Below are 20,556 nucleotides of genomic sequence, written 5' to 3' on the forward strand. Positions count from 1 at the left end.
ATGACGCCATCTCTCGACCAGCTCTCCGCCGGAACGCTCGACTGGTTGGGAGCGAACCTGGACCACTTCGACCCGTACGCGGCGGACGCGGGGACGGCGACGCACCAGCAGGCGAAGGCCGTACTGGAACTCGCGCTGCTCCACCACTGCTCGGCACGGGCCGGCGGCCCCCACGACGAGCGGCTGGGCGGGGCGACCGCCCTGCTGCGCAAGCTCTGGCAGCGCCCGGAGTTCCCGCGGCTCTTCGACACCCACCCCCCTTCCGCCCCCACCTACGGACTGGCCTGCGCCGCGCTCGCCCCCGACGGGATCGACGACACGGTGTGCCGGGCCACGCTCGGACGGCTCACGCCCGGCTTCCTCTCACCGGCCGGCAAGTCGCCGCTCAAGCGCATGGAGATCCGCTTCTACGCGGACAAGGCGGGTGCCGACCACACCATCGAGCCGTACGCCGAACTCGTCGGACAGAGCCCGCTCGTCACCCTGACCGCCGCGGCGCCGGGGAGCGCGGTCACGGGGGACGCGGCGACGGGGGGCGCGGCGACGGGGGGCGCGGCGACGGGGGGCGCGGCGACGGGGGGCGCGGCGTCGGAGGGGGTGGCTCCGCTCACCGACTCCGAGGGATACTCTCTCACCCACGCCGCGTTCTTCCTCGGCGACTACGGGCGGACCGCGACCGGTCTGGACGGGGACGCCCTGGCACACGCGCGGGAGCTGGTCCGCCTGATGCTGGACCACTGCGTCGGGCAGGACCGGTGGGACCTGGCCGCCGAACTCGTCATCACCCAGTTCATCCTGGGGCTGGAGCCGCTGCGCACTCCCTCGGGAGCGGCGGCCGTGGAGTGCCTGGTGCGGGCCCAGCGGTCCGACGGGGCGATTCCCGGGCGGTCTGCCGCGCTCATGGCGTCCCGGTCGGCCCCGGCCGGGGAGTTCTTCCGGAAGGCATACCACACGACGCTGGTGGCCGCTCTCATGACACTGGTCGTGTCGTCGGGGAGGCCGTCATGGCACCGCGCCTGACCCTCATCAGCCGCGACTTCACGCGGCTCTGGTTCGGGCAGGCCGTCTCGTCCGTCGGGGACATGGTCTTCAGCACCACCCTGATGCTGTGGGTGGCCACCGTACTGGCGAAGGACGAGAGCTGGGCCCCGGCGGCGGTGAGCGGCGTCCTGGTGGCGGGCGGCACCGCCGTGCTGGTCGTCGGTCCGATCGCGGGCGTCTTCGTCGACCGCTGGGACAAACGCCGCACGATGCTCGGCACCGAAGTGCTGCGTGGCGGTCTGGTGGCCGTGCTGGCCGCCGTCTCCTTCCTGCCGGCCGACGCGCTGCCCGCCGGGGTGTGGCTCGCCCTCGTCTACGGCACCGTGCTGCTCCTGCACGCGGCCGCCCGGTTCTTCGCACCGGCCCGCTTCACGATCATCGCGGACCTGGTGACCGGTGACGCCGACCGCGCCAGGGCGGCCGGCATCACCCAGGCGACCAGTCAGACGGCCCTGATCGTCGGCCCGCCGCTCGCCGCGCCGCTGTTCTTCACGCTGGGCGTGCAGTGGGCCATGCTCTTCAACGCGCTCTCCTACCTGGTGTCGTACGTCGCCATTCGCTCGGTCCGGGTGGCCCCCGCCGAAAAGGCTCCGGTCGACGGGAGCGGCACGGGAAAGGCCGCCGGTCGCCGGTCCGGCGTGCTGCCGGAGTTCGTGGCGGGCCTCCGCTTCTTCGGACACAGCAAGTTCCTGGTCGCGCTGCTGGTCTTCGCCGTGATCGGCCAGTTCGGGGTCGGCGCGCTGAACACGCTCAACATCTTCTTCACGACCGAGAACCTCGGCATGTCGGCCCGGCTCTTCGGCTACGTCGGCATGGCCATCGGGGTCGGCGGCATCGTCGGCGCGCTGTGCGCCGGCCGGGTGGTGCAGTGGATCGGGGCGCGCCGGACGACGTGGGTCAGCCTGCTGCTGAGCGGCGCCCTGCTGGTCGCCTACTCCCGGCAGACCGGATTCATCGGCGGCATCACCCTGCTCGTCCTGTTCACCATTCCCCTCACCACGCTGAACACCGCGATGGCCCCGCTGCTGCTCTCGGCGGCGTCCACCGAGTACCGCGGGCGGGTGGTCGCCGTGTTCCAGCCGATGACGCAGCTGGCGGCGATGGTCGCGGCGGCGCTGTCCGGCTGGCTCGCCGGCACGGTGCTGCGGAACTTCGAAGCCTCGGTGGCAGGCGTCCGGTTCGGTCCCATCGACACGATCATCGCCGTGGCCGGGCTGTGCATCCTGCTGTCCGGTCTCTACGCCCGCAGCGCCCTGCCCGGCACGGAGACCGCCGAGGACGGTGCCCCCGCCGGAGGACAGGCCGGTGAGGAAAAGGCCGGTGAGCCCACCGGGCCGGCCGGGAAAGCGGTCCCGAAGGCCGCCGCCGTCGGAACCCCCGCCCCACCACGACGAGGGAGCACCGAGTGACCTCCGCCGCCCGACCGGCACAGCACGCGTACCCCCGCACGGCCCGGCAGGACGTCGTGGACGAACTGCACGGGGTGCGCGTCCCCGACCCGTACCGCTGGCTGGAGGACGCGAAGGCGGACGAGGTGATCCGCTGGGACGCCGAGCAGGAGGCCCTCTACGCGGCGGAACGGGCGGCCTGGCCCGACCGGGAGCGGTGGGAGGCGGAGGTGTCGGCGCTCACCGCCGTCGATCGCGCGACACCGCCCAGGGCCCGCGGCGGCAGGGCGTTCTGGCTGCGGCAGGACGCGGGCCAGGAGCATCCGGTGCTCATGGTGGCGGAGCCCGGGGCGGCTGCCGGGCGGATGCTGCTGGACGCCCAGGTCCTCGATCCTTCCGGACGCACCGTCCTCGACGCCTGGCAGCCCTCCCTGGAGGGCGATCTGCTGGCCTTTCAGGTCTCCCGGGACGGCACCGAGGACTCGCGGCTCCGGGTGATCGACGTGGCGACCGGGAAGGTCGTCGACGGGCCGGTGGACCGGGTGCGGAGGTCGTCGGTCGCCTGGTTGCCCGGCGGCGAGGCGTTCTACTACGTCCGGCGGCTGGACCCGCGGCTGAACCCCGGCGAGGAGCAGTACCATCGCCGGGTCTGGCTGCACCGGGTCGGGACCGCGCCCGACACCGACGCCCTGGTCTTCGGCGAGGGCCGGGACAGGACCCAGTTCTACAGCGTGTCCGGGTCCGCCGACGGCCGCTGGCTCGGGATCAGGGCCACGCTCGGCACCGGCCGCCGCACCGACCTCTACCTGGCCGACCTGACCGCGGGACCGCTGGAGAGGCCGGCGCTGGTGCCGGTCCAGGAGAACACTCCGGCCGCCACCCGTCTGCACGTGGCGCCCGGCACCGGTCCGCAGGACCCGGTGTGGCTGCGCACCGACCACGGAGCCGCTCGCGGCCACGTCGTCGCGTGCCCGCCGGACGCGCTCCACCGGGGCCCCGAGGCGTGGCGGGAGGTGGTCGCGCCACGTCCCGACGCGGTCCTCACCCACTTCACGGTGGTCTCGGGACCCGAGCTCGACCACCCGCTCGGCCTGGCCTCCTGGACCCGCCACACGGTGGCGGAAGTGACCGTGCACGACCTGACGGACGGCAGGCAGGTGGCCTCGGTGCCGCTGCCGGGCAGCGGCACCGTCGGCGGCTTCGCGGCCGGGCCGCCCGGCAGCCACGAGGCGTGGTTCACCTACACCGACTTCGTGACGCCGACACGCGTCCTCCGCTTCGACGGGCGGACGTGCCGCGTGACGCCCTGGGAGCACGGCGCCCGACACGAGCCGGAGGCCGAGGGGGCGGTCACCCGGCAGGTCGCCTTCACGTCCCGGGACGGGACGACGGTGCGGATGTTCGTGATCTCGCCCACCGGCCGCCCGGACGTGCCGCGCGCGGCCCTGCTCACCGGATACGGCGGCTTCGGCCAGATCATGTCGCCCCGGTACCGGCCCCAGGTCCTCGCCTGGGTCAAGGCGGGCGGCGTCTTCGCCTGGGCGGGGCTGCGCGGCGGCGGCGAGGAGGGCGAGGAGTGGCACCTCGCCGGCAGCGGAGCCGACAAACAGAACACGTTCGACGACTTCGCCGCCGCCTCCGACCACCTGCTGGCGGCCGGCTGGACCGCACCGGGCCGGGTCACGGTCATGGGCTCCTCCAACGGCGGGCTGCTGGTCGGCGCGGCCCTCACCCAGGAGCCCGAGAAGTACGCCGCCGCGGTGTGCCGGGTCCCGCTCCTGGACATGGTCCGCTTCGAGACGTCGGGGCTGGGGCCCAGCTGGGTGCCCGAGTACGGAAGCGCGCGCGACCCCGCGCAGGCGCGGACGCTGCTGGGCTACTCCCCGTACCACCGCGTCAGGCCCGGCGTCAGCTACCCGGCGGTGCTGCTGGCCGCCTCGGACGGCGACACCAGGACCGACCCGCTGCACGCGCGCAAGATGTGCGCCGCCCTGCAGCACGCCACGTCCGGGGCCGGGCCGGTCCTGCTGCGCCTGGAACGCGGCGTCGGGCATGGTGCCCGCGCCGTCTCGCGCGTGGTGGCGCTGGAGGCCGAGTGCCTCGCGTTCCTGGCCGGACAGGTGGGGCTGCGGGCGCCGGGCGGGGCCGCTCCGTGAGGACCCGGCCCGGCACGGACGTCGGCGGCACTCACGGGGTGCGGAAGGCGCGGGCAGGTCCGGGTGGGTGCGGCGCTCGACCAGCGCTCCGAGGGCGACGACGGCCAACGCCACAGCGGTGCCGGTGGCGGGGCCCGCCGTCTCCCCGGCGACCTGGCCGGTGAGCGCCGTCCGGCCCGTCCCACGCGAACGGGCCGGGCGAACCACCCGTACAAGGGCGGTTCTCCCGGCCCGTCGGCCGTACGGAGAGGTGTGCGCGGGTCAGTCGCGGGCGGGCTCCGCCACGCGGCTCTCGAAGCGGCCGTCGAGCTTGGCGACCAGGCCGGTGACCTGCCGGGCGATGTCCGGCGCGGTCAGCCCGATCTCGGCCATGACCTCGCCGCGCGAGGCGTGGTCGAGGAAGACCGGCGGGATGCCGAAGTCGCGCAGCGGTACGTCGACGCCGGCGTCGCGCAGGGCCTGGGAGACGGCGGAACCGACGCCTCCGGCGCGGCTGTTGTCCTCGACCGTGACGACGACGCGGTGGCGCTCGGCGAGCGGGGCGAGCGCCTCGTCGACGGGCTTGACCCAGCGGGGGTCGACGACGGTGCTGGAGATGCCCTGGGCGTCCAGCAGGTCGGCGATCTCCAGGCACATCGGGGCGAGCGCGCCGACGGAGACGACCAGGACGTCCGGGCGGGCGGCCTTCGGCTCGCGCAGGATGTCCATGCCGCCGGCCTTGCCGACCGCCTTGACCGCCGGGCCGACCGCGCCCTTGGAGAAGCGGACCACGGTGGGCGCGTCGTCGACGGCGACGGCCTCGCGCAGCTGGGCGCGGACCTGGTCGGCGTCGCGCGGGGCGGCGATCCGGAGCGTGGGCACGCACTGGAGGATCGACATGTCCCACATGCCGTTGTGCGAGGCGCCGTCCGTGCCGGTGATACCGGCCCGGTCCAGGACGAAGGTGACGCCGCACTTGTGCAGGGCGACGTCCATCAGGACCTGGTCGAAGGCCCGGTTGAGGAAGGTGGCGTAGACCGCGAAGACCGGGTGGAGGCCGCCGGTGGCGAGGCCGGCCGCGGAGACCGCGCCGTGCTGCTCGGCGATGCCGACGTCGTAGATCCGGTCCGGGAAGGCGGCCTCGAACTTGCCGAGGCCGACGGGCTGGAGCATGGCCGCGGTGATCGCGACGATGTCCTCGCGCTCCTGGCCGAGCTTGAGCATCTCCTCGCCGAAGACGGAGGTCCAGTCGAGGCCGGAGGTGGAGATCGGCAGGCCGGTGTCCGGGTGGATCTTGCCCACCGCGTGGAAGCGGTCGGCCTCGTCCTGGAGGGCCGGGGTGTAGCCGCGGCCCTTCTCGGTGAGGCAGTGCACGATGACCGGGCCGTTGAAGCGTTTGGCGCGCTGGAGCGCGGATTCCAGGGCCTCGATGTCGTGGCCGTCGATCGGGCCCACGTACTTCAGGCCGAGGTCCTCGAACATGCCCTGCGGGGCGATGAAGTCCTTGAGGCCCTTCTTGGCGCCGTGCAGGGTCTCGTACAGCGGACGGCCGACGACGGGTGTGCGCTCCAGGATGTCCTTGCCGCGGGCCAGGAACCGTTCGTAACCGTCGGTCGTGCGGAGCGTGGCGAGGTGGTTGGCCAGGCCGCCGATGGTCGGGGCGTAGGAGCGCTCGTTGTCGTTGACGACGATGACCAGCGGGCGGTCCTTGGCGGCGGCGATGTTGTTCAGCGCCTCCCAGGCCATACCGCCGGTGAGCGCGCCGTCGCCGATGACCGCGACGACGTGGTCGTCCTTGGCGAGGACCTCGTTCGCCTTGGCGAGGCCGTCGGCCCAGCCGAGGACCCCGGAGGCGTGGCTGTTCTCGATGATGTCGTGCTCGGACTCGGCACGGGAGGGGTAGCCGGAGAGGCCGCCCTTGCTCTTGAGCCGGGAGAAGTCCTGCCGGCCGGTGAGCAGCTTGTGGACGTACGCCTGGTGGCCGGTGTCCCACAGCACCTTGTCCCGGGGCGACTCGAAGACCCGGTGCAGGGCGATGGTGAGCTCGACGACGCCCAGGTTGGGGCCGAGGTGTCCGCCGGTCTTGGACACCGCGTCCACGAGGAAGGTGCGGATCTCCTCCGCGAGCTGCTCCAGCTCACCGAGGCTGAGCCGGTCCAGGTCGCGCGGTCCCTTGATGCGGGTCAGCAGATCCACCCGTGCCTCCTTGCGTTTGAGCTGATCGAGCGTGCCGATCCGATGAGTCTAATGTTCCGCCACCGGGCCTGGGCAGCGGGAGCCTGTGTTCGAAAGCGGACCGGCGGGACACGCAGGTGCCCGGCACCCCCTCGGGGCACCGGGCGGCTGCGCGGTTGAGCGGTCAGGCGCGGCCCGCGGTCTTCTGGGTCTTACGGGTGACGGAGTCGATGACGACCGTGGCGAGAAGAACGGCGCCCGTGACCATGTACTGGACCGGCGTGGCGATGCCCTCCAGCGACAGTCCGTACTGGATGGAGACGATCACCATGACGCCGAGCAGGGCGTTCCAGGTGCGGCCGCGGCCGCCGAAGAGGCTGGTGCCGCCGATGACGGCCGCCGCGATGACGTTCATCAGGAGGTCGCCGGTGCCGGAGCCCTGGTTGGCCGCCGCGATCTTGGAGGCCCAGAACAGGCCGCCGATCGCCGCGAAGGTCCCCGCGATGGAGAAGACGGAGATCCGGATCGCGGTGACGTTGATGCCGGCGCGCCGGGAGGCCTCGACGCTGCCGCCGAGCGCGAAGATCTTCCGCCCGTAGGCGGTGCGGCGGAGCAGGAAGTCCGTGCCGACCAGGACGATCAGGAAGAGGACCAGGGCGAGCGGCAGGCCGCGGTACTGGTTGAACATGTACGCGGCGGCGAACGCGAACACCGCGAGGACGGCGGTGCGTACGACGATGTCGGCGATCGGGCGGGCCGGGATGCCGGCCGCCGTGCGGCGGCGGGTGTCCAGGAAGGCGGCGGCGAAGTAGCCGACGACCGCGACGGCGGCGAGCCCGTAGGCGGCGGCGACGTCGGTGAAGTAGTACGTGGTCAGCTTGCCGACCACCCCGTCGCCGTCCAGGTTGATGGTGCCGGAGTCGCCGAGCAGCTGGAGCATGAAGCCGAGCCAGAACAGCAGGCCGGCCAGGGTGACGGCGAAGGCGGGCGCCCCGATCCGGGCGAAGAAGAAGCCGTGGATGGCGCCCATCACCGCGCCGCTGACGATGGCGACGAGGATCGCCAGCCATTCGTTCATGCCCTGGGTGACGCTGAGCACCGCGACGAGGGCGCCGGAGACACCGGAGACGGAGCCGACCGAGAGGTCGATCTCGCCGAGCAGCAGGACGAAGATGATGCCCACGGCCATCATGCCGGTGGCGACCATCGTGGTGGCGATGTCGCTGATGTTCTTCGCGGAGAGGAACTCGGAGTTCATGCTCTGGAAGACGATGGCGATGATCGCGAGGCCGACGACCACCGGGATCGATCCCAGGTCGCCGCCGCTGATCCTGCGCTTGAACTCGGTGACGTAACCGGCGAGGCCCTGCTCGCGGATGAGCAGCCGGGGGTCGAGGGCCGTCGCGGCGCCGTCGGCCGCGGCCGGGTCGGCGACCGGCGGCGGGCCGGCCGCGGCGTTGTCCTTGTCCTTGTCCAGCAAGGTGCTGGTCTTGTCCACCGGGTTGGTGGTCTCGTCGGTGGTCACGGGGAAACCTCCGCGTTGCGCGCCGCACGTCGGGTCACGGCGTTGTCCGTGGCGCCCGTGATGGCGGAGATGATCTCTTCCTGGGAGGTGGTCTTCACATCGAAGACACCGTTGTTGCGGCCCAGCCGGAGCACGGCCACCTTGTCGGCGACGGCCTTCACATCGGCCATGTTGTGGCTGATGAGGATGACCGCGTGACCGCGCTCGCGCAGCCGCTCGACGAGGTCGAGGACCTGGGCGGTCTGCTCGACGCCGAGGGCCGCGGTCGGCTCGTCGAGGATGACGAGGCGGGGCTCGCCGAGCATCGACCGGGCGATGGCCACGGTCTGGCGCTGGCCGCCGGAGAGCGAGGCGATCGGGATGCGGACGCTCGGGATCCGGATGGAGAGGGTGGACAGCAGCTCGCGGGAGCGGCGCTCCATCTCGACCTCGTCCAGGATGCCGAACCTGCGCAGCTCCCGGCCGAGGTAGAGGTTGCCGACGACATCGATGTTGTCGCACAGCGCGAGGTCCTGATAGACGGTCGCGACGCCGAGGTTCTGGGCGTCGTGCGGCTTGTCGATCCGCACGGTCCTGCCCTCCCACTCGATGACGCCGTCATCGATGGGGTGCACTCCGGCGATCGTCTTGACCAGCGTTGATTTACCGGCGCCGTTGTCACCCACCAGGGCGACCACCTCGCCGGCGTGGACCTCAAGCTCTACATCGGTGAGTACCTGGACGGCACCGAAGCGCTTGGAGACCCCTCGCAACGCCAACACGGGCGTAGCGGACACATGAACCATCTCCTTCGCCGCCTGACCGGCGGGGATGCCGCACCCGGGGGAAGGCGCGGCGGTGTCGAGCAAAGAGAACAGATGAGGTGTGAGCGTTCCGTCCGGCGCCCCGCCCGGTAGCGGGACGGTTGGTGTGCGGGGCGCCGGACAGGCTTCGTGGCGCGTGCGGGCCGGTGTGCGGCGGTCGCGTGCGCGGTCGGTGGGGCCGCTTCGCCCTCGCGGAGGCGCGGTGGGCGTTACGGCGGGGGCCCGGCGGGCTCGGGGGCGGGCCGGGACCCGGCGGCTCGGGGGCGGGCCGGGTCCCGGGGCAGGTCCCCGAGGGCCTACTTCAGACCGATCTCGTCGCAGGCGGCCTTGTACTTGGCCGAGCAGATCTCGTCCAGCGTCCAGATGCCGTCCTTGACGACGGTGTCCTTGATGTTGTCCTTGGTCAGCGAGATGACCGGGACGAGCACCGTCGGGATGTCCTTCTGGCTGGCGCTGTCGACCGTGGAGGTGGCGATGGAGTCGAGCTTCTCGCCCTTGGCGAGGGCGACGGCCATCTCCGCGGCGACGATGCCTTCCGCGGGGTAGGACTTGTAGACGCTCATGAACTGCTCACCGGAGACGATGCGCTGCACGCCCGCCAGCTCGGCGTCCTGGCCGGTGACCGGGGGGAGCTTCGGCAGACCGGCGGCCTTGAGGGCGGTGATGATGCCGCCCGCCATGCCGTCGTTGGCGGAGTAGACGCCGTCGATCTTGTCCTTGCCGAGCGCGGTGATCGCCGCTTCCATGTTGGCGTTGGCGTTCTCCGGCTTCCACTCCTTGGTGTCGTACTCCTTGCCGTACTTCACCTTGCCGTCGAGAACGGACTTGGCGCCCTTCTTGAAGAGCTTGGCGTTCGGGTCGGTGATCGCGCCGTTCATCATCACGATCGTGCCGCCGTCGGCCTTGTCGCCCAGGGCCTCCAGCAGGGCGGTGCCCTGGGCCCGGCCGACCTCTTCGTTGTCGAAGGAGGTGTAGGCGTCGATGGGACCCTCGGCGAGGCGGTCGAAGGCGACGACCGGAATGCCCTCGTCCTTGGCCTTCTTGACGCTGTTCGCGATCGCCTTGGCGTCCACCGCGCCGACGATGAGCGCGTCGACCTTGTTGGTGATCATGGTGTCGACCTGCTGCGACTGGATGGTCGCGTCCTGCTTGGCGTTGGCGTAGACGACCTCCGCCTTGCCGCCGGTGAGCTCGCTGATCTTCTTCTCGATGATCGGCCGGTCGAACTTCTCGTAACGGGCCGTCTGGTTCTCGGGGAGGAGCAGACCTATCTTCAGGTCGTCGCCCTTCTTCTCCGAGCCCTGTTCGGCCTTCTCGCCGGACTCCTTGGCGCTCCCGCAGGCGGCCAGCGAGATCGCCATCGTGGTGGCGGCAACGGCAACGGCGGCACGACGCATACGCGTGTTCATTCTCGAACCTCCCTGACGAGGCCGCGACGTTGCGGCCGAGGTGGCTGGAAGTCAACTCGGCCCCAGCGCTAGCGTCAAGGAGTAAATCCTTAACGAGATGACAACGGTGCCATTCGTTATCTAAGTGAAGGCAGGAGTCGCCGCAGGGAGGTTGCTCTCCAAAAGGGTTGAATCCCCCATCTCGCTGAGCACCAGGGCGAGCGCCCCCAGCACCTCGGCCCGGCCGCCGAGCGCGCCGGGCAGCACCGAGAGCTGCCGGGCGGCGCTGGGGATCGCGTAACGCGACACGGAGTCCCGTATGGGCCCCAGGACCAGCTCCCCGGCCTCCGCCAGCGAGCCGCCGAGCACCACGCGGCTGGGGTTGAGCAGATTGCACAGGTTGGCCACACCGCTGCCTATGTGGCGGCCCACGTCGCCGATCACCCGCCGGCAGCCCGGATCGCCCTCCCGGGCCAGCTGGACCACCCGCTCCATGGTGAGCCCGGGGCCGTGGCTGGGCTGGAGCAGGGGCAGGACGTAGCGGGCGGCGGCGAAGGTCTCCAGGCAGCCGCGGTTGCCGCAGCGGCAGACCGGGCCCGACTCGTCGAGCGTGATGTGCCCGATCTCGCCGGCCGTTCCGCCCGGCCCCCGGTAGATGGTCCCGTCGATCACCAGACCGGCGCCGACGCCGCTGGCCACCTTGATGTACGCGAGGTCCTTGACGCCCCGCCCGCTCCCCCAGACCAGCTCGCCCAGCGCCCCGAGATTGGCGTCGTTGTCGACGTACACGGGCACGCCGAGGCGGCCGGAGAGCTCCTCGCTGGGGTTGATGCCCGTCCAGCCCGGCAGGATCGAGGTGGAGCCCAGCGTGCCCGACTCGACGTCGATGGGGCCCGGCACGCCGAGCCCGATGCCGATCACCTTGTCCGGGCCGATCCCGGTGGCCTCGATCAGCCGTTTGACCAGCACTTCGGCCCGGTCGAAGCCCTCCGCGGACGAGGCGTCGACGTCCAGCGGCTCGGCCTCCTCGGCGAGCACCTGGTGGGCGAGGTTGCCGACGGCGACACGCAGATGCGTATGGCCGAAGTCGACGCCGATGACGATGCCCGCGTCACCGCTGAGCGAGACGCTGCGGGCCCGCCGGCCGCCCGCCGACGTGGGGGTGACCTCGACCGTCCCGCCGTCCTTCAGCTCCCGGACGATATTGGAGACGGTGGCCGCGGAGAGCCCGGTGCTCCGGGCGATCTCCGCCTGGGTGAGCGATCCTGCCATCCGTACGGCGCGTACGACCCGCTCCAGATTGGCTCTGTGCAGCGATGTCTGCGACCCGGGAGTCTCCATCGACCCATCCACTCCTGCCCTTGGCGGGCGGTCCTGAGGACCGCCCCGGCCGGGGCCGCAGCGATGAGACCCCGGCTTCCTCCAACATGTGAACCCTAAGCTGACCGTTCGGGGGTGCCTCCCGTCAAGACCTGAGCGCCGGCGCACACCACAACGGCCCGGTGCCCCGGCGGAGGGATTCCGCCGGGGCACCGGGCCGTACGCGAGAGGCGGGCTACTTCAGGGCGCCCGCCGTCAGGCCGGAGACGACCTGGCGCTGGAAGATGATGTACGCCGCCAGCACCGGCAGCATCGCGATCACCAGGCCGGCGAAGAGGCCGGAGTAGTCGCCCTTGTAACCCTGGCTGGAGGCGAGCTCCACCAGGCCCTGGGCCAGTACCCGCTTCTCCGGGTCGGTGTTCAGCACCGTCGGCAGCATGTACTGGTTCCACTGCCCCAGGAAGTTGAAGATCCCGACGCTGATCAGGCCCGGCTTGGCCATCGGCAGCATGACCTGGAAGAACGTACGGGTGTGCGAGGCCCCGTCGATGATCGACGCCTCCGCCACCGAGGTCGGCAGCGTACGGAAGAACGAGGTCAGGAAGAACACGGTGAACGGCAGCGAGTACGCGATGTACACGAGGATCAGGCCGTGGATCGTGTTCAGCAGCCCCATGTTGTCCATGACGTAGAACAGCGGGACCAGCGCCAGCATGATCGGGAAGCTCATGCCGCCGACGAACAGGAAGTAGATGAAGCGGTTGCCCGGGAACTCGAAGCGGGCGAGCACATAGGCGGCCATGGACCCGAGGACCAGGGTGCCGACGAGCGACCCGCCCACCACCAGGACGGTGTTCAGGAAGTACTCGCTCATGTGGGCCTGGCTCCAGGCCCGGCCCCAGCTGTCGAAGTTCAGCGAATCGGGCAGCGACCACGGCGTGTTGAAGATGTCCGAGTCGGTCTTGAACGAGGACATCACCGCCCAGAACAGCGGCAGGACGACCATGATCGCCCACAGCACGAGCACGCCGTGCGAGAAGACGTTGAGGACGTGGCCCTCGCTGCTCCTCGTGGGAGCCGGTGGGCTCGCGCCGGCGGTGCGCTGGGCCGGGACCTTCGAGGCGTCGACGCCGGTGGAGGACCCCGCGGCGTCGGAGGGAGGGGTGTCAGTGGTCTTCATCAGAACTCCAGCCGCTCGCGCCGGCCCACCCGCATGACGACGGCGGCGAACGCCAGGGTCACGATGAGCAGGGCGACACCGATCGTGGTCGCGTAGCCCGCCTGTCCGTCACGGAACGCCGACTGGTAGACGTACAGCGGCAGGACGGTGGTCGAGTAGTCGGGCCCGCCGGGCCCGACGCTCATGATGTGGACGATGGCGAAGCCCTCGGCGCCGAGCGCCAGGATGCCCATGTAGACCCAGCCGGACTGGACCGTGTCCCACAGCAGGGGCAGCGTGATCCGGAAGAAGGTCGTGAAGCGGCTCGCCCCGTCCAGCAGGGCGGCTTCGTAGAAGTCCTTGGGGATGGAGGCCATGCCCGCGGAGAACAGCACCACGAAGAAGCCGGTCGTGCACCAGACGAGGACCGCCATGATGCACCACAGGGCCAGCTCCGGATCGCCCAGCCAGTTCGGTACGTCGTCGATGCCCACGGCCTTGAGCATGCCGTTGATCATGCCCTGGGCCGGGTCGAAGGCGAACTGGAACAGGATGGCCACGATCGCGATCGAGAGCACCTGCGGGAAGAAGTAGGCGATCTTGTAGAAGCCCGAGCCCCGTACGCCGGTGACGGCGGCGCCCTTGCGGCGCCGCCCGCCCACGTTGAGCATGAAGGCGAAGAAGAGTGCGAGCCCCAGCGTCACCAGCGGCAGCAGAACGGCCAGCAGCACACTGTGCTGCAGCGATTTCCAGAAGATGTCGTCGTCGAGCATCTTGGTGTAGTTGTCGAACCCGACCATCTTGAAGTCGGGACTCAGCCCCGTCCAGTCCGTGAACGAGTAGTAGATGGACTGGATGAAGGGCCAGATGACGAAGATGACGTACAAAGCCATCGGGACCACCAAGAACCCGACTATGAACCGGTATTTACCGTGTTGCATCGTTACCGACTCCGACCTTCCCCTGCTGCCCGCCGCTGGTGACGCGTGGTCACTGGTGCTTGAAGTGCTTGATGGACTGGTCCTTGGCGGTCGCGTCGGCGAAGGCCTGGATCTTCTTGATGGTCTCGGCCGGCTTGGCGCGGCCGGCCATCATCTCGCCGAGCGCGGCGACACCGATCTGCTCCTTCTGGAGCTTCACGTACCAGTCCTGCAGGCGCGGGTTGACCACGTTGGTGCCGGCCTTCTCCAGTGCGGCGACACCGGACTTCAGCCCGTCGGAGAGCTCGATGCCGTCCGTGCCGCCGTTGTAGGCGGAGAGCGACTTGGTGCTCGTGGTGAAGGACTTCGAGGAGGCCTCGCTGAGCATGATGCGCAGCTGCTCCATGCCGCCCTCGGCGTTCTTCGCCTTGCTCGGGACGATGAACGGCTCGCCGCCGGACGCCCAGAGGGTGCCGAAGGGCATCTTGTCCGAGGAGTCGAGGCCGGAGGGAGCGCCCACGGACAGCTTGAAGTCCTTGGGGATGATCGCCGCTTCCTCGTTCTCGACCCAGGATCCGTTCGGGATGAACAGCGCCTTGCCGCGGGCCCACGCGCCCTGGGAACCGCGGTGGTCCAGGCCCGGGGTGCCCTTGAGGATGTAGTCCTTGGCGACGAGCTCGTAGTACGCCTCGAAGGCCGCCTTGACCGCGGGGTGCTCCCAGGCCTTGGGCTCCAGGTTGTCGATCGCGTCGAGGACCTCCACGCCGCCGATCTTGGCGATGAAGGGGTACAGCGAGAAGGGGAGGTAGTACGGGTGCTTGCCGGGGTACGTCCAGCCGGCGATGCCCTCCTTCTTCGCCTTCGCGCAGAGCGCGAGCATCTCGTCCCAGGTCTCCGGGTACGTGGCGTCGAGCTTCTCCAGCGCGGTCTGCGAGTACCAGACGCCGTAGACCGTGTACGCGTAGTACATGATCCAGACAGGATCGCCGTCGAACTGGCCCATCTCGATGATGCCCGGCCGCAGGGTGTCGCGGACCTTCTTGGCGGGGTCGTCGATGGAGGGGGCGTCGAGCAGCGGGGTCAGGTCGGTGAGCTGCTTCTTGCCGACCAGGACACCCATGTCCATCTGCTGGGCACCGGAGTTGTCGATCAGGTCCGGCGGGGTGCCACCGTTGAACCGGGGCTGAAGAACCGACTGGATCTTCTGCGTCGCGGAGAACTTGACCTTCGCCTCGGGATAGGTCTTCTCGTAGACGGCCTTGGCGTCCTCGGCGTACTTGGTGCCGAAGCCACCGTCGAAGATGACGATCTCCAGCGGTGCGCTGCCGTTGACGGCCAGCGGGTTCTTCTCGGTCTTTTCGCCCTTTTCGACCTTGTCGTCGCTGCCGCTGTCACCGCTCGCGCAGGCGGACAGGAAGCTCATCGTCGGAACAGCGATCAGGCCGAGTGCGGCAGAACGCTTGATCAGATCGCGACGGCCAAGGCCCTCATTGTTGTGGGCGGAGGTGGATCCCATGCTCAAGTCCTCGCCTTCTCCAGGACTCAGGCGGTGTACCGGTCACCCGTCGAAAATTCGCCTCAGGCGAAGGGCCCCGCCACCGCGGTCAGTTGCGCTTGGGTCGTGCAGATGTGCAGATGTGCGGCACCGGACAGGCCGGCGCGGTGGGGATTTCGGGAGACCGTACAGTGAGGACGCACCCGGCGTCCTCACAACCGTCCCCGTTTCCCCCGCGTGCACGTCCGCGTGAACCGGCTGTGCAGATGCCGACAGGTATAGTCCACTTGTCGCCGACTGAGCAAGATCGAGAGCCGGTTTGGGCGGCAGTCTTTCCCGAGTTGAGACCTCACGGACACCTCGGCACCCCACGCCCTCCTCCCGCGGCGGCTATTTCCCCATTCCGGCCGATTCGCCGGCGAGCCCTGCGGCAACACCCTTGACACGTCCCGTCACTTGGATCCCTACTGGACCCTGCATCCCGCTATGACAACGTTGTCCAGGCATTTTCCCGGGGAGGAACGGCTCGGCATGCAGCCACCACGCGGCCTCAATCACGGCTCCGACGAAGTCCCCCGCACGGCCCCCCTCCCGGCCCCCCGCCGGAGACGGACCCCCGCGGCGGCCGCCCTGGCGGCAGCCCTCGCCCTGGTGGTGACCGCCCCCGCGGCCGCCACCGCACAGCCCTCGTCGCCGGACCGCAGGCCTCCCGGCGACCGGACGTTCAGCACCTCCTTCGAAGCGGACGAGAGACAGCCGGACTGGCGCAGCACCGTCGAGGAGGGGCCCGACGGCGAGAAGCGGTCCTCCGGCGTCGACGGAGGCTTCTCCTCCGGCATACCGGGCAATGTCACCGACCGGGTCACGGAGCTCCGCGCGAGCGCCGAGAACACCGCGGGAGGCGAGGTCAAGGAGAACCTCGTCGATGTCGAACCGGCTTCCAAGTGGCTGACGTTCAAGCCCACCGGCTGGGTCGAGTTCGATCTGGACGAACCCGTCAAGGTCGTGACGTACGCTCTCACTTCGGCCAATGACCACGCCGGGCGCGACCCGAAGGACTGGACGCTCAAGGGCTCGGCGGACGGCACCCGGTGGACCGGCCTCGACACCCGCGCCGGCGAGACCTTCGCGAAGCGGCACCAGACGAAGACGTACGACTTCGCCACCGGCACCGCGTACCGGCATTTCCGGCTGGAGATCACGAAGAACAACGGCGCGGCGGACATTCTCCAGCTCGCCGACGTTCAGTTCTCGAACGGTGACACCTCCGCGCCCGTCCCCGAGGAGATGCGCAGCCTGCCCGACCGCGGCCCCTCCGGCTCTCCCACCGCGAAGCCCGGCGCGGGATTCACCGGAAAGAGGGCACTGCGTTACGCGGGTACGCACACGCCCGGCGGACGCGCCTACTCGTACAACAAGATCTTCGACGTGAACACGGCCGTCACCAAGGACACCGAGCTGTCCTACCTCCTCTACCCGCAGATGGGCGAGACGGACCTGAACTACCCGGCCACCCATGTCGCGGTGGACCTCGCGTTCACCGACGGCACGTACCTGAGCGAGCTGAAGGCCACCGACAGCCACGGCGGGCTGCTGACCCCGCAGGGCCAGGCGGACGCCAAGCGCCTCTACGTCAACCAGTGGAACAAGGTCGCCGCCCGCCTCGGCACGGTCGCCGCGGGCAGGACGGTCGACCGGATCCTGGTGGCGTACGACTCCGCCGAGGGCCCGGCGAAGTTCCAGGGCTGGATAGACGACATCACGATCGCCCCGAGGAAGCCGGAGAAGCGCAGGGCGCATCTGTCGGACTACGCACTGACGACCCGCGGCACGAACTCCAGCGGCGGCTACTCGCGCGGCAACAACATTCCGGCCACGGCGGTCCCGCACGGCTTCAACTTCTGGACGCCGGTCACCAACGCCGGCACCACCGGCTGGCTGTACGACTACCACCGGGGCAACAACGAGGACAACCTCCCCACGCTCCAGGCCTTCGGTGCCAGCCATGAGCCGAGCCCCTGGATGGGCGACCGGCAGACCTTCCAGGTGATGCCGTCGGCCGCGAGCGGCACCCCGGACGCGTCCCGGTCGGCCCGCGCGCTGCCGTTCCGGCACGAGAACGAGACGGCGAAGCCGCACTACTACGGCGTCACGTTCGAGAACGGCCTCAAGGCCGAGATGACGCCGACCGACCACGCGGCCCGGATGCGGTTCACCTACCCGGGCAAGGACGCGAGCCTCGTCTTCGACAACGTCTCGAACGACGGCGGCATCACGCTGGACCCGGAGACCCGGTCCTTCTCCGGCTACACGGACGTCAGGAGCGGCCTGTCCACCGGGGCCACCCGGATGTTCGTGTACGGCGTCTTCGACGCGCCGGTCACCGACAGCGGCAGGCTGAAGGGCGGCGGGGGCGACGACGTCACCGGCTTCTTCCGCTTCGACGCGGGCAGGGACCGCACGGTCGACCTGCGCCTGGCCACCTCGCTGATCGGCGTCGACCAGGCGAAGCGGAACCTGGCCATGGAGATCCCGGAGTCCGCCTCCTTCGAAAGGGTGCGGCGCAAGGCGCGGAGCGCCTGGGACGACGTCCTCGGCACGATCGAGGTCGAGGGCGCGAACACGGACCAGCTGACCACGCTCTACTCCAGCCTCTACCGGCTCTACCTCTACCCGAACTCCGGCCACGAGAAGGTGAAGGGCAGGAACAAGTACGCCAGCCCCTTCTCCCGGGCGACCGGCGAGAACACCCCGACGCGGACCGGCGCGAAGATCGTCGACGGCGAGGTGTACGTCAACAACGGCTTCTGGGACACCTACCGCACGACCTGGCCCGCCTACTCCTTCTTCTCCCCGAAGAAGGCCGGCGAACTGGTGGACGGGTTCGTCCAGCACTACAAGGACGGCGGCTGGACCTCGCGCTGGTCCTCCCCCGGTTACGCGGACCTGATGACCGGCACCAGCTCGGACGTGGCGTTCGCCGACGCGTACGTCAAGGGCGTGCGGTTCGACGCCGAGGCGGCGTACGACGCGGCGCTCAAGAACGCCACCGTGGCCCCGCCGTCCCCGGGCGTCGGCCGCAAGGGCCTTCAGACCTCCGTCTTCACCGGCTACGCGGACACCGCCACCCACGAGGGCCTGTCCTGGTCGCTGGAGGGTTACGTCAACGACTACGGCATCGCCCGCATGGGCCAGGAGCTGTACCGGAAGACGAGGAAGGCGCGGTACGAGGAAGAGTCCGAGTACTTCATGAACCGGGCGCAGAAGTACGTCAAACTCTTCGACGACAAGGCCGGGTTCTTCCAGGGCAGGAAGCCGGACGGCGACTGGCGGCTGCCCTCCGGCGCGTACGACCCCCGCGTCTGGGGCTACGACTACACCGAGACCAACGGCTGGGGCTACGCCTTCACCGCCCCGCAGGACAGCCGGGGCCTGGCCAACCTGTACGGCGGCCGCGCGGGCCTGGGCAAGAAGCTGGACACGTACTTCTCGACGCCGGAGACGGCGGGCCCCGAGTTCGCCGGCAGCTACGGCGGGGTCATCCACGAGATGACCGAGGCGCGCGACGTGCGGATGGGCCAGTACGGGCACAGCAACCAGGTCGCCCACCACGCCACGTACATGTACAACGCGGCCTCGCAGCCGTACAGGACGCAGGAGAAGGTCCGTGAGGTGCTGGGCCGGCTGTACGTCGGCAGCGAGATCGGGCAGGGCATCCACGGCGACGAGGACAACGGCGAGCAGTCGGCCTGGTTCCTCTTCTCGGCGCTCGGCTTCTACCCGCTGGTGATGGGCAGCGGGGAGTACGCGATCGGCTCGCCGCTCTTCACGAAGGTGACCGTCCGCATGGACAACGGCCGCAAGCTGGTCGTGAAGGCCCCCAGGAACAGCGCGAAGAACATCTACGTGCAGGGCGTGCAGGTCAACGGCAGGAAGTGGACCTCCACCGCGCTCCCCCACGACCTGCTGGCCAGGGGCGGCACGCTGAAGTTCGACATGGGCCCGAAGCCGTCGGCCTGGGGCACGGGCGAGGACGCGGCCCCGGTCTCCGTCCAGAAGGACGACAAGGTCCCGACGCCCAGGGGCGACGCGCTCAGGGGCGACGGCGCGCTCTTCGACGACACCTCCGCCACCTCGGCCACGGTCGATTCGGTGGAGTTGCCGGTCGGCTCCGGCCCGGCCACGAAGGGGGTCCAGTACACGCTGACGTCGGCGGCGGCGGACGAGGCCCCGAAGAGCTGGACCCTCCAGGGGTCGGCCGACGGCGAGAAGTGGAGGGACATCGACCGCCGCTCCGGCCAGTCGTTCGCCTGGGACCGGCAGACCCGGGTGTTCTCGGTGGACCGGCCCGGTGCGTACGCGAAGTACCGGCTGGTGCTGACGGGTTCGGCGACGCTCGCGGAGGTGGAGCTGCTCTCCTGACGCGTACGTGGTGAGTGCGGGCGGCCGGTGTCCCGTGGCGGGGCGCCGGCCGTCGGCGTTTCAGCCGCCCTGGGCCGAGAGGTTCTGGAGGCTCTCGGGCAGCGCGAGGTTCAGTGCGACGACGACCGGCCGGCCGTGTTCGGTGCCGAGCCGGGAGACGGCGCCGGTGGCGAGCTGGAAGAGCCGCCCCTCGGCCGGGGTCAGGCCGAGGTAGCGGGCGGTGAGGACGCGCAGGAAGTGCGAGTGCGCGACGAGTGCGATGTCCCCGTCCCCGAGCTGCTCGGCGGCCGACCGGACGCCCGCGAGCACCTGGTCGGCCCGTTGCCCGATCTGGGCGGGGCTCTCCCCCGGGTGCTCCGGGGAGCCGGGGTCGACGCCGTCGGTCCACAGGTTCCAGAAGGGCCGGGTGCGGCGGATCTCCCGGGTGGTGACGCCCTCGTACCCGCCGTAGTCCCATTCCCGCAGCTCGGGGGTGACCCGGGGTGCGGCGAGCCCGGCGAGTTCGGCGGTGCGGCGGGCCCGGATCAGCGGGCTGACGAGCGTGAGCTCGATGTGCCGGTCGGCCAGCAGCGGGACGAGGGCACGTGCCTGCCGCTCGCCCAGGGGGGTCAGGGGCAGATCGGTGTAGCTCGTGTGCTGTCCGGAGCGGGACCACTCGGTCTCGCCGTGCCGGATGAGGATCAGCTCGCCCATGGTGGTCCGTTCACTTTCTGTGCGGGTGGTGCGGGTGGTGCGGGTGGTGCCGGTGGCGCGAGTGGCGCCACGTACCGTAAGCCCGTCACCTG

Annotated in this window: 13 protein-coding genes; 4 read left to right on the forward strand and 9 right to left on the reverse strand. The window is 70.3% G+C overall.

The window, feature by feature from the left end:
• The 3 genes from ACGF2Y_RS07900 to ACGF2Y_RS07910 are packed head-to-tail and all read left to right on the forward strand — an operon-like array spanning position 1 to position 4,585.
• Entirely contained in the window at positions 1-1,020 is a 1,020-nt protein-coding gene (locus ACGF2Y_RS07900) for a DUF6895 family protein (RefSeq protein ID WP_392944026.1), read from the forward strand.
• Positions 1,005-2,450 (forward strand): MFS transporter, encoded by a 1,446-nt coding sequence (locus ACGF2Y_RS07905; protein WP_392944028.1) that lies wholly within the window; start codon positions 1,005-1,007, stop codon positions 2,448-2,450. The genes ACGF2Y_RS07900 and ACGF2Y_RS07905 overlap by 16 nt, the downstream gene beginning before the upstream one ends.
• Positions 2,447-4,585 (forward strand): prolyl oligopeptidase family protein, encoded by a 2,139-nt coding sequence (locus ACGF2Y_RS07910; RefSeq protein ID WP_392944029.1) that lies wholly within the window; start codon positions 2,447-2,449, stop codon positions 4,583-4,585. Before ACGF2Y_RS07905 ends, ACGF2Y_RS07910 begins: the two co-directional genes overlap by 4 nt.
• Before the next feature lie 261 nt (positions 4,586-4,846).
• On the opposite strand, the gene dxs is transcribed toward ACGF2Y_RS07910, so the two are convergent.
• The 8 genes from dxs to ngcE form a co-directional block, all read right to left on the reverse strand.
• Positions 4,847-6,760 (reverse strand): 1-deoxy-D-xylulose-5-phosphate synthase, encoded by a 1,914-nt coding sequence (gene dxs / locus ACGF2Y_RS07915; RefSeq protein ID WP_392944031.1) that lies wholly within the window; start codon positions 6,758-6,760, stop codon positions 4,847-4,849.
• Between the two features lie 163 nt (positions 6,761-6,923).
• A complete protein-coding gene (locus tag ACGF2Y_RS07920) occupies positions 6,924-8,264 on the reverse strand; it encodes a sugar ABC transporter permease (RefSeq protein WP_392944033.1) in 1,341 nt (446 codons plus the stop codon).
• Positions 8,261-9,049 (reverse strand): ATP-binding cassette domain-containing protein, encoded by a 789-nt coding sequence (locus tag ACGF2Y_RS07925; RefSeq protein ID WP_392944035.1) that lies wholly within the window; start codon positions 9,047-9,049, stop codon positions 8,261-8,263. Before ACGF2Y_RS07925 ends, ACGF2Y_RS07920 begins: the two co-directional genes overlap by 4 nt.
• A 314-nt stretch (positions 9,050-9,363) precedes the next feature.
• The gene (locus ACGF2Y_RS07930; RefSeq protein WP_392944037.1) at positions 9,364-10,476 is read right to left on the reverse strand and encodes a sugar ABC transporter substrate-binding protein; all 1,113 of its coding nucleotides are present in this window, start codon (positions 10,474-10,476) and stop codon (positions 9,364-9,366) included.
• 120 nt (positions 10,477-10,596) lie between these two features.
• The gene (locus ACGF2Y_RS07935) at positions 10,597-11,796 is read right to left on the reverse strand and encodes an ROK family protein (RefSeq protein ID WP_392944039.1); all 1,200 of its coding nucleotides are present in this window, start codon (positions 11,794-11,796) and stop codon (positions 10,597-10,599) included.
• 214 nt (positions 11,797-12,010) lie between these two features.
• The gene (locus ACGF2Y_RS07940) at positions 12,011-12,955 is read right to left on the reverse strand and encodes a carbohydrate ABC transporter permease (RefSeq protein ID WP_392944041.1); all 945 of its coding nucleotides are present in this window, start codon (positions 12,953-12,955) and stop codon (positions 12,011-12,013) included.
• Positions 12,955-13,875, reverse strand: coding sequence for a carbohydrate ABC transporter permease (locus ACGF2Y_RS07945; protein ID WP_392944043.1), 921 nt, complete (start codon positions 13,873-13,875; stop codon positions 12,955-12,957). Before ACGF2Y_RS07945 ends, ACGF2Y_RS07940 begins: the two co-directional genes overlap by 1 nt.
• 49 nt (positions 13,876-13,924) lie before the next feature.
• The gene (gene ngcE / locus ACGF2Y_RS07950; protein ID WP_392944045.1) at positions 13,925-15,370 is read right to left on the reverse strand and encodes an N-acetylglucosamine/diacetylchitobiose ABC transporter substrate-binding protein; all 1,446 of its coding nucleotides are present in this window, start codon (positions 15,368-15,370) and stop codon (positions 13,925-13,927) included.
• 510 nt (positions 15,371-15,880) lie between these two features.
• On the opposite strand from ngcE, the gene ACGF2Y_RS07955 reads away from it, so the two are divergent.
• On the forward strand, positions 15,881-19,771 hold the full coding sequence (locus ACGF2Y_RS07955) for a GH92 family glycosyl hydrolase (RefSeq protein ID WP_392944047.1): 3,891 nt from the start codon (positions 15,881-15,883) through the stop codon (positions 19,769-19,771).
• A gap of 60 nt (positions 19,772-19,831) precedes the next feature.
• Here the strand turns inward: ACGF2Y_RS07955 and ACGF2Y_RS07960 are convergent, their stop codons facing one another.
• The gene (locus ACGF2Y_RS07960; RefSeq protein ID WP_392944049.1) at positions 19,832-20,464 is read right to left on the reverse strand and encodes a histidine phosphatase family protein; all 633 of its coding nucleotides are present in this window, start codon (positions 20,462-20,464) and stop codon (positions 19,832-19,834) included.
• Between the last annotated feature and the right edge of the window lie 92 nt (positions 20,465-20,556).

It is taken from the genome of Streptomyces sp. NPDC048142 (genome assembly GCF_043202835.1).
Taxonomy (GTDB): Bacteria; Actinomycetota; Actinomycetes; order Streptomycetales; family Streptomycetaceae; genus Streptomyces.